Genomic DNA, 18,330 nt, shown 5'->3' on the forward strand with positions numbered 1-18,330 from the left:
GGACGGCGGAATACCCGCAGGATGCTGGTCGGCATTCCGGCCGCTCTGGTGGTGCTGGCCGTGGTCTGCTTTGCCTCGCTGGCACTGGGCGCCCGTCCGATTAGCCTGGAGACCTTCGTCCAGGCCTTCACCGGCTTCGACCCCTCCAACGGGGACCACGCCGTGGTCCATTCACGCATCCCGCGCACCGTCACCGGCCTGCTAGTGGGCGCTGCCCTGGGTGTGGCCGGTGCCGCGATGCAGGGCGTGGCGCGCAACCCGCTGGCGGATCCGGGCATCCTGGGCGTGAATGCCGGTGCCGCGCTCGCGGTGGTTGCCGGCATCTTCCTGTTCGGCGTCACCCAACTGTCCGGCTACATCTGGTTCGCCTTCGCCGGCGCCGCGCTCGCCGCCGTGCTGGTCTACGGCGTCGCCAGCATGGGCCGGGAAGGTGCCACCCCGGTCAAGCTGGCGCTGGCCGGTGCGGCGCTGTCGGCCGGGCTGAGCTCGCTGATGTTTTCCGTGCTGGTCACCAACCAGGACACCCTTGAGGGTTTCCGGTACTGGCAGGTGGGATCCGTCTCCGGCCGCGGCTGGGACCTGATCGGCCAGGTAGCCCCGTTCATTGCCGTGGGCTTGGTGCTGACGCTGTTCACCGGGCGGCTCCTGAATAATCTCTCGCTGGGCGACGACGTGGCCCGCGGCCTCGGCCAAAAGGTGGCATTGTCCCGCGCGGTCACTGCGCTCGGCGTGGTAATCCTCTGCGGCGCCGCCACCGCCATTGCCGGCCCCATCGCCTTTGTTGGCCTGGTCATCCCGCACATGGTGCGAGCACTGACCGGCCCCGACTACCGCTGGATTCTGCCCTACTCCATGCTGCTGGCGCCCGTGCTGCTGGTGACGGCCGACGTGGTGGGCCGGTTCGTGGCGCCGCCGGGCGAGATTGAGGCCGGCATCACCACCGCCGTCATCGGCGCACCCGTGTTCATCTGGCTGGTCCGGCGGCGGAAGGCGGCCGGCCTGTGAGCAAGCTGGACCTTCCGCGCGCAGACCGCGCAGGGCAGGGTGTATCGTCGAGGGCACCCTCCATGGACGGTGCCCTCGACGAAATACCCCGCCCTCGCGAGGACGGCGGTCGGCGGACGGTGCCAAACAGGGCGGGCCGCTCCCGCCGGCGCCGGGCGGTCCTCGGCACCCTGGCGGGCACCGTCGTCGTACTGTTCTTTGTCACCGTGCTGCTGGGCAGCTACACGGTGACCGTCCCGGATTTCTTCCGGCTGCTGGCCGGCGAGCAGATTCCCGGCGCCAGCTTCATTGTGATGGAGCACAAGCTGCCGCGGGCCGTGATTGGGCTGCTGGTGGGGCTGGCTTTCGGTTTGTCCGGCAGCATTTTCCAGACCATGCTGCGCAATCCGCTGGCCAGCCCGGACATCATCGGCATCAGCTACGGCGCCAGCGCCTCCGCAGTGACGGCTATCGTCGTGTTCGGTGCGGCCGGCCTTGCCGTCTCGGCCGCCGCGATGGCCGGTGCGCTGGTGGTGGCCGTGGGGATCTACGCGATGTCCTACCGGTCCGCCACCGTCTCCGGCGCTGCCGGTTCGCGGCTGATCCTGGTGGGCATTGGCTTCGCGGCCGTGCTGCAAGCCGTAGTCAGCTACCTGCTGACCCGCACGGATATCCGCACCGCGCAGGGCGCACTGGTCTGGTTGAACGGCTCGCTGAACTCCAGCAACTGGGACCGCGCCGTGGTGCTGGTGGCCGGACTGGCCGTGCTGGTGATGGCGGTGGCGCTGCTGGCGCGCAGCCTGCGCGGCCTGGAAATGGGCGACGACACCGCGGCGGCGCTGGGCGTCCGCGTGGCCCCGGCCCGGCTGGGCCTGCTGGTGGTGGCGGTGCTGCTGGCCGCCGTCGCCACCGCCGCGGCGGGGCCGGTGGCATTTATCGCGTTCCTGTCCGGTCCGATCGCCCGCCGGTTGCTGGGCGGTGCGGCATCGCTACCGGCGGCGGCGCTGGTGGGCGCCGTGATCGCGCTGGCCGCCGATTTTGCCGCGGCCAACCTCATTCCGATGTATCTGACCAGCGGCACGACGCTGCCGGTGGGAGTGGTGACCGGTGCGCTGGGCGCGCCATTCCTGCTCTGGCTGCTGGTCAGCACCAACCGCCGAGGCCAAGGAGGCTAAGTGCGTACGCTCGAATCCCGAAATCTCACGCTGGCGTACGACCAGCGCACGGTGGTGCAGGACCTGACCATCCGGCTGCCCGAGGGCAAAGTGACGATCATTGTTGGGGCCAACGCCTGCGGCAAGTCCACGCTGCTGCGCGGGTTGGCTCGGCTGCTGAAGCCGGCCGGTGGATCGGTGTTGCTGGACGGGAAGGACATCCACCGGCAGTCCACCCGCGAGGTGGCCAAGGTGCTGGGCCTGCTGCCGCAGAGCCCGGCCGCGCCAGAGGGAATCACGGTGGCGGAACTGGTGGGCCGGGGCCGGTATCCGCACCAGGGTTGGTTCCGGCAGTGGACACGGCAGGACGACGACGCCGTGAACGCGGCTTTGGCGGCGACCGACACCTTGGAACTGGGCGAGCGGAATGTGGACGAACTCTCCGGCGGGCAGCGGCAGCGGGTCTGGATTGCGATGGCGCTGGCGCAGCAGACCGACGTGCTGCTGCTGGACGAGCCGACCACCTTCCTGGACGTGTCGCACCAGGTGGAAGTGCTGGACCTGATCACCGACCTGAACCGGCGCCGCGGCACCTCGGTGGCCATTGTGCTGCACGACCTGAATCTGGCCGCCCGCTACGCCGACCACCTGGTGGCGATGAAGTCCGGCCAGGTGGTGGCCGAGGGCGCGCCTGCCCGGGTGGTCACGGCGGAGTTGGTGCACGCGGTGTTCGGGCTGGAGTCACGGGTGATCCAGGATCCGGTCTCCGGCACGCCGATGGTGGTCCCGGTGGGAAGGCACCACTGCGAGGCCCCGGCCGCCCCCGCGGTCAAGGAGTCCGCGGCATGAGCGCACGGACCCGCCTGTGCGCAACCGCCCGCACTCGCACGGACAAATGACTATTCAGCAGCCGCCCTTCCCAGAGCTGAAACGGGCGCCTGCTGAATAGTCGATGAAACAGAAACGGAGAACGGAGCACGATGACTGCTGTAGCAACTGAAACGTCCGCGGTGGTGCCGGTGCTGGCCTTCGGCGTTGCCGTCAGCCGGGTGGAGGAGCTCTCGCCGAGCTACCGGCGCATCACGTTCTCCGGCGAATCGCTGCGGCGCTTCGGGGTGGACGGGCCGACGCTGGACCTGCGCATCAAGGTGATGATCCCGTCGCTCGGCGCGGATGGCCGACGGCTCCCGTTGCCTCCGTTTGGGGTCTCGACAAGCTCGACCAACGGGGCGGGCTCGACCAACGGGGTGGGCTCGACCAACGGGGTGGGCTCGATCAACGGGGTGGGCTCGATCGACGGCGTGGGCTCGATCGACGGCGTGCCGGGGAGTGGGACCAACACGGACACGGCGGTGGAACTGGGCGGCGGCTGGTACCAGCAATGGCTGGCGATGGACCCGGCCGAACGCGGTTCAATGCGCACCTACACGGTCCGGGAGTTCCGTCCGGCGGCCGGCAACCTCGGTGCCGAACTGGACGTTGACTTCGTGCTGCATTTCGATCCCGAGGGCAACGGCGGGCCGGCATCGTGCTGGGCGGCGGCCGCCGTCCCGGGCGACGAAGTCACCATCATTGGCCCGAACGTCGAGGCCGCCAAGTGCGCGACGGCGAAAGCCTACGGCGGCATCGAGTGGCGTCCCGGACTGGCCTCCCACGTGCTGCTGGCCGGCGACGAAACCGCGTTGCCGGCCATCGCGGCCATCCTGGAAAGCCTCCCGGAGGACATGACCGGCAACGCCGTGCTCGAGGTGCCCGACCCTGCAGACTTCCAGGACATCCGTTCGGCCGCAGACGTGCAGATTGCCTGGCTGGCGCGAGGCGACCGTCCGCACGGCGAGCTGCTGGACGAGGCGGTACGCACCGCCGTCGTTGTTCCCGGGGCAGGGCTGGCCCCGGTGGCGGGGGAGGACCCTGAGGAGGTGGATGTGGACCAGTCGATCCTGTGGGAGACCACCACCGGTTCCACCCGGCCGTTCTACGCCTGGATAGCCGGTGAGGCGGCGGTGATCCGCGAGCTCCGGCGCTACCTGGTCCGGGACGTGGGCGTGGACCGCAAGCAGGTGGCCTTCATGGGGTACTGGCGGGCCGGTAAAGCCGAGCTGTAGCGGTTGCCATTAGCCTGTCCCTAGCGGGCCGCTGCTCCGGCGGCCGGGACAAGGAGTTGGTGTGGCGATTGTCAACGGCGAAGTGTCTTTTTGGTATGCCAACGGCGGGCTGCCCGAACCCGGCCCGGCACTGACGGAGAGCACGACGGCGGACGTCGCCGTGGTCGGCGCGGGTTACACCGGGCTGTGGACGGCCTACTACCTGAAGCAGGCGCGGCCGGATCTTGACGTGGTGGTGCTGGAGAGCCGCTTCGCCGGCTTCGGGGCGTCGGGTCGCAACGGCGGCTGGCTGACCAACAGCATGACCGGAGGGCGCGACGGCTACGCCACCAGCCATGGCCGCGAGCTGACCGGCCGGTTCCAGACACTGCTGAACCAGACCGTGGACGAGGTCATCCGGGTGGCCGCCGCCGAAGGCATCGACGCGGACATGTACAAGGGCGGCGAACTGATCGTGGCCCGGAATGCGGCGCAGCTTCAGCGGCTGCAGGAGTGGGCGGCGGCCGAGTCGGTCTGGCCGGAGACCGGCGCCCTGCTGCTGGATGGGACGGAGACCAACCGGCGGATCCGGGTCGAGCGGGCAGTCGGTTCGCTGTTCCAGCCGCACTGCGCGCGGATCCAGCCGGCCAAGCTGGTCCGCGGGCTGGCCGACGCCGTCCGGCGGATGGGGGTGCGGCTGTACGAAGGAACCACCGTCACCGAGCTCCTGCCCGGACAGGCCCGCACCGCCCGCGGGACCGTCCACGCGCGGTACATCCTGCGCGCCACCGAAGGGTTCACCGCGGGGCTGAAATCGGCGCACCGGGACTGGCTGCCGATGAACTCGTCGCTGATTGTCACCGAACCGCTGCCGGAGGACGTCTGGGCGGAGATCGGCTGGGAACAGGCAGAAGCCCTGGGCGATATGGCCCACGCCTACATGTACGCCCAGCGCACCGCGGACGGACGGATTGCGCTCGGCGGCCGGGGTGTGCCCTATCGGTACGGCTCCGCCCTGGACACGGACGGCGCCACGCAGCCGCAAACCGTCGCGCAGCTGGCCGCTATCCTGCATTCGATGTTCCCGGCCACCCGTTCCGCCCGCCTTGAGCATGCCTGGTCCGGCGTGCTGGGCGTCCCACGCGACTGGAAGGCCACGGTCGGCCTGGACCCGCAGACCGGGCTGGGCTGGGCCGGCGGCTACGTGGGCACCGGCGTCGCCGCCACCAACCTGGCCGCCCGCACCCTGCGCGACCTCATCGTCGATCCGGACAGCGAACTGACGCGGATGCCGTGGGTCAACCGGAAGGTGCGCCGCTGGGAGGTGGAACCGCTGCGCTGGATCGCCGTCCAGGCCATGTATGCCGCCTACCACGCGGCCGACCGCGCCGAGGACGGCCGGCTGGAATCCACCTCGCTGATTGCCCGGGTGGCGGATAAAGTTTCCGGGCGCGGCTGACCCCGCCGCTGCCATACTGAATCCATGGACGTTGACGGACAGGTGGAGCCGGACGGGTTCTGGGCCATGGTGGCCGAAGGTGAACAGCGCATCCGGGAGACCTTCCCCGAGCTGCCCTGTTTCGCCCTCGCCCAGTGGAACGGTCCCGTCATGGTGGGGGAATGGATTGAAGATAACGGCCCGCACGGGCTGCTGCATGGCGATCCGGGACTGGGCCTGCCCCATGCCCAGGTCCTGACCACAGTGCACGGCGTGAACCAGAGCATCCGAACCATGCGGCTGGGGGCGGGACCGATGGTGCCGGACAAGGACTCGTTCCGGCAGAAACTCAACGAGCTGGAGCTCCAGGAACCGAGGATGGTGGGCATCGCCGTCGACGGCGACGAGGTGGAGTTTGCGCTCTGGCAGGAAGGCGGCAAATGGTGGGCCGGCGCCGAGCGTGACGGCTACGGCATCATGATCGAGGCGGCCGGGCTCGACCCGGATCAGGTGGCGCTGCAGAGAGTGGACAACATCGAACCGTATTTGGACGCGCGGCGCGTCTGGCTGCGGCAGGTCCGCGGCGAAGTTTAACAACGACGGCGGGTGGCCGGCTGTGAACCGGCCACCCGCCGCCTTCTCGTCCAGGGTCCCGGTGATCGACCAAGGCCCGGTGATCGACCAAGGCCGCTCGCGGCCGCGTGGAAATCCGGCCGCGTGGAGATCCGGCCGCGTGGAGATCCCGCCCCTTGGGGGTCAAGGGGATCGCTGGTCAGAGGTGGTTCATGCCCTCCACCAGCACAGAGCGCAGGATCTGCTCAATCTGGTCGAACTCGCGCTGGCCCACGGTCAGCGGTGGTGCCAGTTGGACCACGGGGTCTCCGCGGTCGTCGGCGCGGCAGTACAGGCCGGCGTCGAACAGCGCGTTGGACAGGTAGCCGCGCAGCAGGTGCTCAGATTCTTCGTCGTTGAACGTTTCCTTGGTGGCCTTGTCCTTGACCAGTTCGATTCCGTAGAAGTAGCCCTCGCCCCGGACATCGCCGACGATCGGCAGGTCCAGCAGCTTCTCCAAGGTCTTGCGGAAGGCCGGGGCGTTCTCCTTGACGTGGTTGTTGAGGCCCTCGCGCTCGAAGATGTTCAGGTTGGCCATCGCGACGGCGGCGGAGACCGGGTGCCCGCCGAAGGTGTAGCCGTGGTAGAACGTGGTGTCGCCGTGCTTGAACGGTTCGAACAGCCGGTCGGAAGCGATCATCGCGCCGATCGGGGAGTACCCGCTGGTCATCCCCTTGGCGCAGGTGATCATGTCCGGCACGTAGTCGAAATCGGTGGAGGCGAACATGGAACCGATCCGGCCGAACGCGCAGATGACCTCGTCGGACACCAGCAGGACGTCGTACTCATCGCAGATTTCGCGCACCCGCTCGAAGTAGCCGGGCGGCGGCGGGAAGCAGCCGCCGGAGTTCTGCACGGGTTCCAGGAACACTGCGGCCACGGTGTCCGGACCCTCGAACTCGATGGCTTCGCCGATCCGGTCGGCAGCCCAACGGCCGAACGCCTTCGGGTCTTCCAGTCCCGCCGGTGCGCGGTACTGATTGGTATTGGGAACGCGGAAGGCGCCGGGGACCAGCGGTTCGAACGGCGCCTTCATGTCCGGGATGCCGGTGATGGAGAGCGCGCCCTGCGGAGTGCCGTGGTAGGCGACGGCGCGGGAGATCACCTTGGTCTTGTTGGGTTTGCCCTGCAGCTTGAAGTACTGCTTGGCCAGCTTCCACGCCGACTCCACCGCTTCGCCGCCGCCGGTGGTGAAGAAGACACGGTTCAGGTCTCCCGGGGCATGGTGGGCAAGGCGCTCGGCCAGTTCGATGGCGGCCGGGTGGGCGTAGGACCACAGCGGCATGAAGGCCAGTTCCTTGGCCTGGCGGGCGGCAGCCTGGGCCAGTTCTTCGCGGCCGTGGCCCACCTGCACCACGAAGAGCCCGGCGAGGCCGTCAATGTACTCGCGGCCCTGGTCGTCGTAGATGAGGTGGCCTTCGCCGCGGGTGATCACCGGGACGTTGCCGCCGGCGGCCAGCGGCGAATGCCGGGCCATGTGCATCCACAGATGGTCGCGGGCAGCCTGCTGGCGGTCCGTTCCCATCGGCGTGGTGTACGTCCGGCGCATCGAGGCGTCGGTGGTGGTCCCGGCCGGTGTGCCTTGGCCCGGAATGCTGGTGCTTGGCGATGCGGATGTTTGTGTCATCGGGTTCCCCAGTTGTATTCCTGCTTGCGCAGCGAGAGGTACATGAATGTTTCAGTGCTCAGGACGCCGGGAATGCCGCGGATCTGGTTGACCAGCCGCAGCAAATCCTGGTCGTTTTCGCAAATGACTTCGGCCAGAATGTCGAAGGACCCGGCGGTGACCAGGCAGTAGTCCACCTGGTCCAGTGCGGCGATCTTGTCCGACACCTCCAGCAGGTCGGCGGCGGTCTTGATGCCCAGCATGGCCTGCCGGGCGAAGCCCAACTGCAGCGGGTTGGTCACCGCAACGATCTGCACGATGCCGGCATCGGTCAGCTTCTGCACACGCTGCCGCACCGCCGCTTCGGAGAGGCCAATGGCCTTTCCGATGGCAGCGTAGGAGCGACGGCCGTCCTCCTGCAATTGTTCGATGATGGCTTTGGAGACCTCGTCAACCGCAGCGCTGTGGGAGTTGCCGTTGTGGCCGTGCCCGGCACCGGGGAGCAAGGTCAAGCGTATCCACCTCCTGTGAAACAGATCTCCGCCATCGGCGGGATTGATTGCTATTGAATCCGTTGTCTGCGGCTTGCGCAAGTAGTGGATTCGAAAAAATATGCAGCTACAGCTATCGAAATACGAACTTCTTGCGGCTACTATCTGATGTGAAGCGGATCACAGGCCTTTTCTGCTGCAGGCGGTCCGGTCCAGCGATGCATACTTCGCGGGTGCATCGGGCAGGGTCGGAGCAATCGCAAACCAAGGGGCGTGATCCGCTTCGGATTCCGTCGCGTAACCAAAAATTTACAACTGAAACTATTGTCGGGCCCTCCGGTGTCTGGGAGTATCAACGCACCGAGGTCCACTCCGACGACTGGGGAGCATCAGATGCCGAGACGACTACCTGAAGACCCACGCCTGCGCAGCCTCATCGCCGCGCAGATGTCCCGCCGCAACGTACTCATGGGTGCCGGAGGACTCACCTTGGCAGGGCTGCTGGCCGCCTGCGGCACCGGCGGCACCGGCAGCTCATCGAATACCAGCGCAGCGGGCGGACTGACGCCGGCGGAAGACCTCTCGGACCAGGAAAAGACAGTCAACTGGGCCAACTGGACCCTGTACCTGGACTACGACGATTCCAACCAGACGTATCCGTCCCTCGAGGCCTTCAGCCAGAAGAGCGGCATCAAGGCGTCGTATTCCGAGGACATTGATGGCAATGACACCTACTTCGGCAAGGTCCAGGGCCAACTGGCCGCCGGACAGGACATCGGACAGGACATCATCACGCTGACCGACTGGATGGCCGCGCGCCTGATCCGGCTGGGTTATACGCAGGAACTGGACCACGCAAACATCCCCAACATGGCCAAGCTGCTGAAGCCCCTGCAGGATGTGGACTTCGATCCCGGCCGGAAGAATTCGCTGACCTGGCAGTCCGGCTACGCAGGCATCGCCTGGAACAAGGAAGCCGTGCCGGGCGGGCTGAAGACGGTAGCCGACTTGTGGAAGCCGGAGTTGAAGGGCCGCGTGGAGGTGCTGGACGAAATGCGCGACACGATGGGCCTGCTCATGATGGAGAACGGCGTGGACATCTCCGGCTCCTGGGGCGCGAACGAGTACGACGCCGCGCTGGAAGTGCTGCAGAAGCAGATTTCCAGCGGCCAGATCCGGCAGGTCAAGGGCAACTCCTACAAGGAAGACCTGATTTCCGGCGATGCCCTCGCAGTGATCTGCTGGTCCGGCGACATCACCCAGTTGAACTTCGAGGAAGGCGACAAGTGGGAGTTCGCCATTCCGGAAGCCGGCGGCACCCTGTGGTCGGACAATCTGATGGTGCCGATCGGATCGCCGCATAAGAAGAATGCCGAAGCCTTGATGGACTACTACTACGATCCGGTGAACGCAGCGACCGTCGCCGCCTACGTCAACTTCATCTGCCCGGTGGAGGGTGCCAAGGAGGCCATGGAGAAGATCGATCCGGAACTCGTGGACAATCCGCTGATCTTCCCATCCGAGGAGGACCTGGCCCGGGTCAGCGTGTTCCGCAGCCTGGAAGCCGATGAAGAAACCGACTTCAGCGACCGGTTCCAGCAGACGATTGGCAACTGATGACTCAAGCACCCCTGCAGACTGAGAATGCCAACGCCGTCGGCGAGGAGAGCGGAGCGGACCTGGTGCTGGGAGCCATCACCAAGCGGTTCGGCGATTTCGTCGCGGTGGAGGATCTTGACCTGACCATCCCGGCAGGGAAGTTTTTTGCCCTGCTGGGGCCCTCCGGTTGCGGGAAGACCACCACGCTTCGGATGGTGGCCGGTCTGGAACAGCCCACTTCCGGGACCATCAGCATTGGCGGCAAGGACATCAGCGGGTCCGGCGCCCATCAGCGGCCGGTCAACACGGTATTCCAGAACTATGCACTGTTCCCGCACATGAGCGTGCTGGACAACGTGTCCTTCGGGCTCCGGCGGCGCAAGGTCCGCGATGCCCGGTCACAAGCGGAGGCGGCGCTGGAGTTGGTCGAGCTGTCGCACCTGGCCACACGCCGGCCGGCCCAGCTCTCCGGCGGACAGCAGCAGCGGGTGGCCTTGGCGCGCGCGATCGTCAACCACCCGGCCGTGCTGTTGCTGGATGAGCCGCTGGGTGCCCTCGACATGAAGCTGCGCCGGCAGATGCAGGTGGAACTGAAGAAGATCCAGACCGAGGTCGGCCTGACCTTTGTGCACGTCACGCACGACCAAGAGGAAGCCATGACCATGGCGGACACCGTGGCCGTCATGAATGCCGGCAAGGTGGAGCAGATGGGTGCCCCGCGCGAACTGTACGAACTGCCGCGCACCGTCTTCGTGGCGAACTTCCTTGGCAAGTCCAATCTGGTCGCCGGCGAGATTGTGGAGGACCGCGGCGACGCCGTCGTCGTCAATGCCAACGGGAACAAACTGGCCGTGCTCAAGGAGCGCTCCACCGTGCACCAGGGCAAGGCCCTGATCGGCATCCGGCCGGAAAAGCTGAGGATGATGTGGCCGCAGGACGCACCGGCCGATGCGGCCAACGTCCTGCACGGCACGGTGCTGGACACCTCGTTCACCGGGGTCAGCACCGATTACCTGGTGGAGGTGCCGGGAATCGGCACCGTGGGCGTCTTCAGCCAGAACCACGGCCAGCAGTTGGCCCAGCCGGGCGATGGCGTGGTGCTCAGTTGGGACACCGAGCATGCCTTCGGCCTGGACGGCGCCGATGACGCGCAGTACGGGGCGCCTGAGGTTGACGACTGATGAGCGTCCAGGCCACGGAGGAGGCGACACCGGCGCCGGACCAGCGGCGCGGAGGCAGCGGACCCGGCAGCGGTGAGCTCAAGGCGGAGCGCCGCCGGGGGAGGATGGGGTACTGGCTGATCCTGCCGGGGTTCTTGTTCCTGCTGCTGTTCTTTGTGCTGCCCGTGTTCTCGCTGCTCGCCACGTCGCTCTACGCGAAGCCGCCGGGAGCGGACATCGGCCAGTTTGTGCCGGCGCTGGAATTCAACAACTACGTGCGGATGCTGGGCAGCTACTGGCCGGAGCTGCTGCGTTCCTTCGGCTTCGCCCTGATCGCGACGGCCGCGGCGCTGGCGATCGGTTATCCGATGGCCTACCTGATTGCTGTCAGGCTGCGCAATCATGCGTTGCTGCGCGGCATCCTGCTGGTGCTGATCATCGCTCCGTTCTTCACCAGCTTCATCTTGCGCACGCAGGCCTGGAAGCAGATCCTTGCCGACGAGGGGCCGGTGGTTTCCGTGCTCCGCACGTTTGCCTTGCTGCCCGACGACGGACGCCTCACCGCCACCGCGTTTGCCGTGGTCTGCGGCCTGACCTACAACTTCCTGCCGTTCATGGCCCTGCCCATCTACGCGAACCTGGAACGGCTGGACATCCGCCTGATCGAGGCCGGCAATGATCTGTATGCCAGCGGCTTCACCACCTTCCGGACGGTGACGCTGCCGCTGTCGATGCCCGGCGTGATCGCCGGAACGCTGTTGACGTTCATTCCCGCTGCCGGCGACTACATCAACGCCGCGCTGTTGGGCAACAACCGGGACACCACCATGATCGGCCAGGTCGTGGACTCCAGGTTCTTCCGGGTGGTCGACTATCCCGGCGCCTCGGCGCTGTCCTTCGTGCTGATGCTGGCGATCCTCGCCCTGGTCTTCATCTACGTCCGCCGCTTCGGCACCAAAGAACTGCTGTAGGGGGAAGACACGGTGAAAAACTCTCTCGGCCGCTGGGTGGTCCCGGTGATTGGCGGACTCGCGTTCGTCTTTCTGCTGGTCCCGATTGCCTATGTCTTCGTGTTTTCCTTCAACGACGCCGGGCGCACCAACCTCACGTGGCGCGGCTTTACCTGGGACAACTGGCGCAACCCGTGCGGCGCCCCGGAAGTCTGCTCGGCGCTGGCCAACAGCCTGCAGATCGGCGCCACGGCGACGCTGATCGCCGTCGTCCTTGGAACGGCCATCGCCATTGGGTTGGTCCGCTACCGGTTCAAGTTCAATGCCACCGCCAACATGCTGATCTTCCTGCCGCTGGCAACCCCGGAGGTTGTCCTCGGCGCCTCGCTGCTGGCGCAGTTCCTGAATGTGGGCGCTGAGCTGGGCAAGGGAACCATCATCATTGCGCACACCGTTTTCTGCATCTCCTTTGTGGTGGTCACGGTCAAGGCCCGGGTGGCCAGCCTTGACCCGAAGCTGGAGGAGGCAGCGGCGGACCTGTACGCCTCGCCGATGCAGGCGTTCTGGCGGGTGACCTTCCCGCTGCTGCTGCCAGGAATCGTGGCGGCCGGCCTGCTGAGCTTCGCGATCAGTTTCGACGATTTCATCATCACCAACTTCAACTCCGGCAACGTGGACACCTTCCCGAAGTTCATCTACGTGGCCGCCACCCGCGGCATTCCGGCGCAAGCCAATGTGATCGGCTCGGCGATGTTCATCGTCGCGCTGCTGATCGTCATCGGCGGCCAGATCCTGGCGCACCGCCGCGCCAAAATGCTCGCCGCCCGCTGACGCCCGCCGCCCGGCGCGCTGCCGGCCCGTAGCTAGGAGTATTCATGATCGACCGGAACCGGCTGGCCGAGCTGTTCGACCGCGAGCTGCAGGACTTCGAAGCCAAGCACCCGCAGTCCAAGGCGCTGTACGACGGCGCCGCCCACCTCTTCGGCAAGGTCCCGATGACGTGGATGAACAAGAAGGCGGGCGGCTTCCCCATCTACCTGGAGCGCGCCCGCGGCTGCCGGGTGTGGGACGTGGATGGGCTGGAGTACGTCGATTTCGCGCTGGGGGACACCGGCGCGATGGCCGGCCATTCCCCGCAGCCCACCGTCGACGCCATCATCCGGCGAGTTGCCGACGACGGCGGACTGGCCACCATGCTGCCCACGGCCGATGCAGAGTGGGTGGGCGCCGAGCTGGCGCGGCGGTTCGGCGTGGAACGCTGGAGCTTCTCGCTCACCGCCACGGATGCCAACCGCTGGGCCATCCGGCTGGTCCGCGCGCTGACCGGCCGGGACAAGATCCTCTTCAATCCGTACTGCTACCACGGGTCGGTGGACGAGTCGCTGATCGTGGCAGATTCCGACGGCGAGGGGATGAGCCGCCCGGGCAATGTCGGGGCGCCCGTGGATGTCACGGAGACCAGCAGGGTGGCGGAGTTCAACGATCTCGCTGCGCTGGAACGGCAGCTGGCCCGCGGCGACGTGGCGGCGGTGCTGATGGAGCCGGCACTGACCAACATCGGCATCGTGCTGCCCGAACCGGGCTACCTGCAGGGTGTGCGGGAGCTGACCCGCCGGCACGGGACGCTGCTGATCATCGACGAGACGCACACCTTCTCCGCCGGTCCCGGCGGGGCAACGGCAGCGTGGGAACTCGAACCGGACATCGTGGTGATCGGGAAGTCGATTGGCGGCGGCATTCCGTGCGGCGCCTACGGGCTCAGTGCCGAACTGGCCGAGCGGGCCCTGGGCCGGACCGACTTGGACCTGGTGGACATGGGCGGCGTCGGCGGCACGCTGGCCGGAAACCCGCTGTCCGTGGCGGCCATGCGGGCCACGCTGGAACACGTCTTGACGGACCAGGCCTTCGAATCGATGATCGGCCGGGCCACGGAGTTCGCCGCCGGCGTGCAGCGAGTAATCGACGCCTATTCGCTGCCCTGGTCGGTGTCTCAACTGGGAGCACGTGCCGAGTACCGGTTCGCCAACCCGGCCCCGCGGAACGGCACCGATTCGGCGGCCAGCCACGACGCGGCGCTGGAAGACTTCCTGCACCTGTATCTGGCCAACCGCGGCATCCTGCTCACTCCGTTCCACAACATGGCCCTGATGTGCCCGCAGACCACCAGCGCCGACGTTGAACGGCACCACGGGATCTTCGAAGAAGCCATCCGGGAGCTGACCGGCCACTGAAGCGCCGGGCCGGCAGGCGGCTTGGGACAATGGCTGCATGACGTTCGCTAAATCCGCCATCCTGTTTGTCCTGGCCGCCGTTGCCGAGATCGGCGGCGCGTGGCTGGTGTGGCAGGCCGTGCGCGAGGACCGTGCCTGGTGGTTTGCGGGCCTGGGCGTGATGGCGCTGGGCCTGTACGGTTTCATTGCCGCGCTGCAGCCGGATGCCAACTTCGGCCGGGTGCTGGCCGCGTACGGCGGCGTGTTCATCGCGGGATCGCTGGCGTGGGCCATGCTGCTGGACGGATTTCAGCCGGACCGCTGGGACTACATCGGCGCCGGAATCGCGCTCGCCGGCGTCGCAGTGATCATGTACGCCCCGCGCAGCGGCAGCTGACGGACCAAGCCTGCCGCAGGAACGGTGCACCGGGCCGCGGCCGGGGCAGTTGTTTGTTAATCTGTTCCGGTGACATTTACGAAGCGTTTTGTGGCCCTGGGGGATTCGTTCACCGAAGGGGTGGGGGACTACGACCCCACTTTGCCCAACGGCGTGCGCGGCTGGGCGGACCGGGTGGCCGAGCAGCTCATGCTGGCCGACTCCGGCTGGGGCTACGCCAACCTCGCCATCCGGGGCAAGAAGATTGCCCAGGTGCTGGACGAACAGGTGGACGCCGCCGTCGGGCTCAAGCCGACCATGGTCACCCTCTACGCCGGAGGCAATGACATCCTGCGGCCGCGGGTGGACATCGACGCCCTGATGGCCGGCTACGAGGCCGGCGTGGCCAAGTTGGCCGCCACCGGCGCCAACGTCGTGCTGTTCACCGGCTTTGACAGCGTCGCCTCGGCGGTCTTCGGCAAGACCAGGGGGCGTACGGCGATCTACAACGAATGGGTGCGGGAGATTGCCGACCTGCACGGAGCGAAAATCGTTGACTACTGGCGGATGCGCGAATTCCGCGACTGGCGCTACTGGGACGCCGACCGGCTGCACATGTCCACCGCGGGCCACACCTTGATGGCCAAGAAGGTACTGGAACTGCTGCAGGCGGAGGACGTGATCGATCTGCCGATGCTGCCGGACCTGGCGGTGCTCTCCCGCCGCGCTGCCATGGTGGCCAACGTCCGCTGGGCGCGCGATTACCTGGGCCCGTGGATCGGGCGGCGGCTGCGGGGCACCTCCTCCGGCGATTCGCTCACGCCAAAGTACGCCCAGTTGACCGGGCTGCACGCCACCGCCTGAACGAAGGGCGGACAGGGCAAAAATGCGCGGCCCGCTGCTGAGGGTTGGCTGTCCTGTCTGGAAGCTTGGCGCCAGGAGTGCTTGGCTTGGACCATGGACGCAGATGCCCGGATCCAGCCAGCGGACCAACCCGAGTTCCACGACGATGAACCGCACGACGTCGTCGGTCTCGCCGCCCGCCTGAATTGGCTGCGCGCCGGTGTTCTCGGCGCAAACGACGGAATTGTTTCCGTTGCCGCGCTCATGGTGGGCGTCGCGGGCGCCACCAGTGACTTCGGGGCCCTGCTGACGGCAGGCCTTGCCGCGGTGATCGGCGGCGCCATCTCCATGGCCTTGGGCGAGTATGTCTCCGTTTCCAGTTCCAGCGACAGCCAGAAAGCGCTGATTGCCAAGGAAAAACGGGAACTGCAGGAACAGCCGGAGGAAGAGCTTGCCGAACTGGCCGCGCTCTACCAAGACCGCGGGTTGACGCCGGGGACGGCAATGCAGGTGGCCAAGGAGTTGACCGCCCACGATGCGCTGGCAGCCCATTTGCACGCGGAGCTGAACATGCAGGATGACGACCTGGTCAGCCCGTGGCATGCAGCCTTTGCCTCCGCAATAGCCTTCCTCCTCGGTGCTGCCTTGCCCATGCTGGCCATGCTGCTGCCGCCGGCCGACCTGCGGATCCCGATCACCTTCGCCGCTGTTCTGGTGGCCTTGGCCGCCACCGGGGCGACCGGCGCCTGGCTGGGCGGCGCCAAGGTCTTCTGGGCGGCTTGCCGAGTGGTGATCGGCGGCGCACTTGCACTCGTGGCCACGCTGCTGATCGGCACCTGGCTGGGCGGCACCGGGGTGGTTTAAGGCCCGATTCGGGCACCCGGTGGCGCATTTCACAAAATTCGTGTGCTGCCGTCTTCAGCAGCCAGTGTGAAACGGAGCCGGGCGCCTGCCGAGATTCGCGCGGAATCTTGCGGGAAAACGGCGATTGCCGGGATCACCTTTTCGAGGTCCGCCCAGGGGAGTCGAAGCGGACTCAATCGCTGCCTTCGGGGCGCGTTTTTCGAGGTCCCGGCTGGGACCTAGGAGGTCGCAGCCGGTAACGTCTTGGGCCTGCCCCGGGCCGAAATGCGCGGGGCGTAAGACGCGTCACAAGCAAATGACCTCTATGAGAGAAGCCCAAATGCTGAAGGACAATCCGCCCGCCGCGCGAGAAAAAGCGCCAGATCTTCCTGCCGGAAAAAACCCTGCCAATTCCGCCGCACGACTGCCCCGACTACGCCGCCGGCGACTGCGCGTGGACGATGTCACCGTTGTCCAGCGGCCGATGCTGCGCCGAGCCGTCGGCGGCACGGTGGTGGGCAACGGCATGGAATGGTTCGACTTCGGCATCTACGGCTACTTGGCCGTCACCATGGGCCAGCTGTTCTTCGCCGGTGGCCAGGAGGGCGACGGACTGCTGGGCAGCCTGGCCGTCTTTGCGGCCAGTTTTGTAGTCCGGCCGCTCGGCGGGTTGTACTTCGGCCGCCTGGGCGACAGGATTGGCCGGCAGAAGACCTTGGCGCTGACCATGATCGCGATGGCTGCCTCCACCTTCGCCATCGGCCTGCTGCCGACGTACCTGGCCGTGGGCGGATGGGCCACCGTGCTGCTCGTGCTGTGCCGCCTGGTGCAGGGCTTCTCCACCGGCGGCGAATATGCCGGCGCCACCACGTTCGTGAGCGAATACGCCCCGGACAAGCGCCGCGGCTTCCTAGCCAGCCTGCTGGACACGGGCAGCTATCTGGGCTTCGCCCTCGGTGCCGGCGTGGTGTCCGGGTTGCAGATCCTGCTCGGTAGCGAAGCGATGCTGGAGTGGGGTTGGCGGCTGCCGTTCCTGCTGGCCGGGCCGCTGGGACTGGTGGGGCTGTACTTCCGGCTGAAGATCGAAGAGTCGCCGGCTTTCCAGGCTGCCCAGGATGCGCAGGAAGACAAGACCAAGGCAGCCGTCGCGGAGGGGCCCAAGAGCTACCGCCAGATCATCACCGGATCCTGGCGCCCGATCCTGCTGGCCATGCTGGTGGTGGCCGCCGCCAACACGGTGGGCTACACCTTGACCTCCTACATGCCCACGTACCTGCAGGACACCATGGGCTACGACGCGTTCCAGGGGACGCTGCTCACGATCCCTGTCCTGGTGCTGCTCTCGGCCGCCATTCCGTTCGCCGGGAAGCTCTCGGACAAGGTCGGCCGCCGCCCGGTGCTGATGACCGGTTCCGCCATTACCTTGGTGCTCGGCGTTCCCGCATTCATGTTGATTGGCATTGGGGAAATCTGGGCCACCTTGCTGGGCCTGGCGATCCTGGGCTGCGCCACCGCCTTCTACGTTTCCATCCTCGCGTCGGCGCTGCCGGCCATGTTCCCCACCGCCAGCCGCTATGGCTCGATGGGCATTGCCTACAACTTTGCGGTGGCGATCTTCGGTGGCACCACCCCGCTGATCACCCAGGCGCTGATCGACGCCACCGGGAACACGCTGATGCCGGCGTACTACCTGGTGGCCATGTCCTTGCTGGGCCTGGTGGCCATCTGGCGGATGCCGGAAAGCTCCTGCCGCCCGATGCCGGGCTCGATGCCGTCGGTGGATAGCCAGGCCGAGGCGCGTGAGCTGGTCGCTGGGCAGGACGGAAACCCGCTGCTCGGTCCGGAGCACATGCCGCTGGAGCGGATTCCGGAACCGGGCATGGGGCCGGACGGACGCGGGGCCAAGCAGCCCGCCCGGGTCTGACCCAGGAATTCGGACGCCCTCGTGTAATGAGGAGAGCCGGCAGGCGCGTCCTGCCG

At 67.0% G+C, this 18,330-nt stretch carries 17 protein-coding genes; 15 read left to right on the top strand and 2 right to left on the bottom strand.

The features are described from left to right. Positions 1 to 21 precede the first annotated feature (21 nt). From AB0N75_RS00275 to AB0N75_RS00300, 6 genes are all read left to right on the top strand, one after another. On the top strand, positions 22 to 1,005 hold the full coding sequence (locus AB0N75_RS00275; RefSeq protein WP_364644755.1) for an iron chelate uptake ABC transporter family permease subunit: 984 nt from the start codon (positions 22 to 24) through the stop codon (positions 1,003 to 1,005). Further along, positions 1,002 to 2,159 carry an iron chelate uptake ABC transporter family permease subunit gene (locus AB0N75_RS00280; RefSeq protein ID WP_364643476.1) on the top strand — a complete coding sequence of 386 codons (1,158 nt, stop codon included), beginning with the start codon at positions 1,002 to 1,004 and terminating at the stop codon, positions 2,157 to 2,159. Before AB0N75_RS00275 ends, AB0N75_RS00280 begins: the two co-directional genes overlap by 4 nt. Then, complete coding sequence (locus tag AB0N75_RS00285) at positions 2,160 to 2,987, top strand: ABC transporter ATP-binding protein (RefSeq protein ID WP_364643479.1); 828 nt, start codon at positions 2,160 to 2,162, stop codon at positions 2,985 to 2,987. It begins immediately after the preceding gene. 131 nt (positions 2,988 to 3,118) lie between these two features. Next, entirely contained in the window at positions 3,119 to 4,243 is a 1,125-nt protein-coding gene (locus AB0N75_RS00290) for an SIP domain-containing protein (RefSeq protein ID WP_364643482.1), read from the top strand. Positions 4,244 to 4,310: 67 nt separating this feature from the next. After that, on the top strand, positions 4,311 to 5,681 hold the full coding sequence (locus tag AB0N75_RS00295) for an FAD-dependent oxidoreductase (protein ID WP_364644758.1): 1,371 nt from the start codon (positions 4,311 to 4,313) through the stop codon (positions 5,679 to 5,681). A 24-nt stretch (positions 5,682 to 5,705) separates the two neighbouring features. Further along, positions 5,706 to 6,254 (top strand): hypothetical protein, encoded by a 549-nt coding sequence (locus AB0N75_RS00300; protein ID WP_364643484.1) that lies wholly within the window; start codon positions 5,706 to 5,708, stop codon positions 6,252 to 6,254. A 178-nt stretch (positions 6,255 to 6,432) separates the two neighbouring features. On the opposite strand, the gene AB0N75_RS00305 is transcribed toward AB0N75_RS00300, so the two are convergent. After that, on the bottom strand, positions 6,433 to 7,821 hold the full coding sequence (locus tag AB0N75_RS00305) for an aspartate aminotransferase family protein (protein WP_364644761.1): 1,389 nt from the start codon (positions 7,819 to 7,821) through the stop codon (positions 6,433 to 6,435). A 74-nt stretch (positions 7,822 to 7,895) separates the two neighbouring features. Continuing rightward, positions 7,896 to 8,390, bottom strand: a complete 495-nt coding sequence (locus AB0N75_RS00310; protein ID WP_364643487.1) for an Lrp/AsnC family transcriptional regulator — start codon at positions 8,388 to 8,390, stop codon at positions 7,896 to 7,898. 372 nt (positions 8,391 to 8,762) lie between these two features. On the opposite strand from AB0N75_RS00310, the gene AB0N75_RS00315 reads away from it, so the two are divergent. From AB0N75_RS00315 to AB0N75_RS00355, 9 genes are all read left to right on the top strand, one after another. Continuing rightward, positions 8,763 to 9,986, top strand: coding sequence for a spermidine/putrescine ABC transporter substrate-binding protein (locus AB0N75_RS00315; protein WP_364643490.1), 1,224 nt, complete (start codon positions 8,763 to 8,765; stop codon positions 9,984 to 9,986). Beyond that, positions 9,986 to 11,149, top strand: a complete 1,164-nt coding sequence (locus AB0N75_RS00320; protein WP_364643493.1) for an ABC transporter ATP-binding protein — start codon at positions 9,986 to 9,988, stop codon at positions 11,147 to 11,149. Before AB0N75_RS00315 ends, AB0N75_RS00320 begins: the two co-directional genes overlap by 1 nt. Further along, positions 11,149 to 12,099: an ABC transporter permease gene (locus AB0N75_RS00325; protein WP_364643496.1), complete on the top strand. Its 951-nt coding sequence runs from the start codon at positions 11,149 to 11,151 to the stop codon at positions 12,097 to 12,099. The genes AB0N75_RS00320 and AB0N75_RS00325 overlap by 1 nt, the downstream gene beginning before the upstream one ends. A gap of 12 nt (positions 12,100 to 12,111) precedes the next feature. Beyond that, on the top strand, positions 12,112 to 12,909 hold the full coding sequence (locus tag AB0N75_RS00330; RefSeq protein WP_364643499.1) for an ABC transporter permease: 798 nt from the start codon (positions 12,112 to 12,114) through the stop codon (positions 12,907 to 12,909). A gap of 44 nt (positions 12,910 to 12,953) precedes the next feature. After that, on the top strand, positions 12,954 to 14,309 hold the full coding sequence (locus tag AB0N75_RS00335) for a transaminase (protein WP_364643501.1): 1,356 nt from the start codon (positions 12,954 to 12,956) through the stop codon (positions 14,307 to 14,309). A gap of 37 nt (positions 14,310 to 14,346) precedes the next feature. Then, on the top strand, positions 14,347 to 14,685 hold the full coding sequence (locus AB0N75_RS00340; RefSeq protein WP_364643504.1) for a YnfA family protein: 339 nt from the start codon (positions 14,347 to 14,349) through the stop codon (positions 14,683 to 14,685). Positions 14,686 to 14,754: 69 nt separating this feature from the next. Continuing rightward, positions 14,755 to 15,528 carry an SGNH/GDSL hydrolase family protein gene (locus AB0N75_RS00345; RefSeq protein ID WP_364643506.1) on the top strand — a complete coding sequence of 258 codons (774 nt, stop codon included), beginning with the start codon at positions 14,755 to 14,757 and terminating at the stop codon, positions 15,526 to 15,528. A gap of 93 nt (positions 15,529 to 15,621) precedes the next feature. Next, positions 15,622 to 16,371 (top strand): VIT family protein, encoded by a 750-nt coding sequence (locus tag AB0N75_RS00350; protein ID WP_364643509.1) that lies wholly within the window; start codon positions 15,622 to 15,624, stop codon positions 16,369 to 16,371. 319 nt (positions 16,372 to 16,690) lie between these two features. Beyond that, positions 16,691 to 18,274, top strand: a complete 1,584-nt coding sequence (locus tag AB0N75_RS00355) for an MFS transporter (protein ID WP_364644764.1) — start codon at positions 16,691 to 16,693, stop codon at positions 18,272 to 18,274. Positions 18,275 to 18,330 lie beyond the last annotated feature (56 nt).

This window comes from Arthrobacter sp. NPDC089319 (assembly GCF_040684925.1).
In the GTDB taxonomy this organism is placed as follows: Bacteria; Actinomycetota; Actinomycetes; order Actinomycetales; family Micrococcaceae; genus Crystallibacter.

Coding starts and splice junctions, on each gene's coding strand:
- AB0N75_RS00350 (WP_364643509.1), top strand. CDS start 15,622: ATGGACGCAGATGCCCGGATCCAGCCAGCGGACCAACCCGAGTTCCAC.
- AB0N75_RS00355 (WP_364644764.1), top strand. CDS start 16,691: ATGCTGAAGGACAATCCGCCCGCCGCGCGAGAAAAAGCGCCAGATCTT.
- AB0N75_RS00305 (WP_364644761.1), bottom strand. CDS start 7,821: ATGCGCCGGACGTACACCACGCCGATGGGAACGGACCGCCAGCAGGCT.
- AB0N75_RS00315 (WP_364643490.1), top strand. CDS start 8,763: ATGCCGAGACGACTACCTGAAGACCCACGCCTGCGCAGCCTCATCGCC.
- AB0N75_RS00320 (WP_364643493.1), top strand. CDS start 9,986: ATGACTCAAGCACCCCTGCAGACTGAGAATGCCAACGCCGTCGGCGAG.
- AB0N75_RS00275 (WP_364644755.1), top strand. CDS start 22: ATGCTGGTCGGCATTCCGGCCGCTCTGGTGGTGCTGGCCGTGGTCTGC.
- AB0N75_RS00300 (WP_364643484.1), top strand. CDS start 5,706: ATGGACGTTGACGGACAGGTGGAGCCGGACGGGTTCTGGGCCATGGTG.
- AB0N75_RS00335 (WP_364643501.1), top strand. CDS start 12,954: ATGATCGACCGGAACCGGCTGGCCGAGCTGTTCGACCGCGAGCTGCAG.
- AB0N75_RS00340 (WP_364643504.1), top strand. CDS start 14,347: ATGACGTTCGCTAAATCCGCCATCCTGTTTGTCCTGGCCGCCGTTGCC.
- AB0N75_RS00325 (WP_364643496.1), top strand. CDS start 11,149: ATGAGCGTCCAGGCCACGGAGGAGGCGACACCGGCGCCGGACCAGCGG.
- AB0N75_RS00290 (WP_364643482.1), top strand. CDS start 3,119: ATGACTGCTGTAGCAACTGAAACGTCCGCGGTGGTGCCGGTGCTGGCC.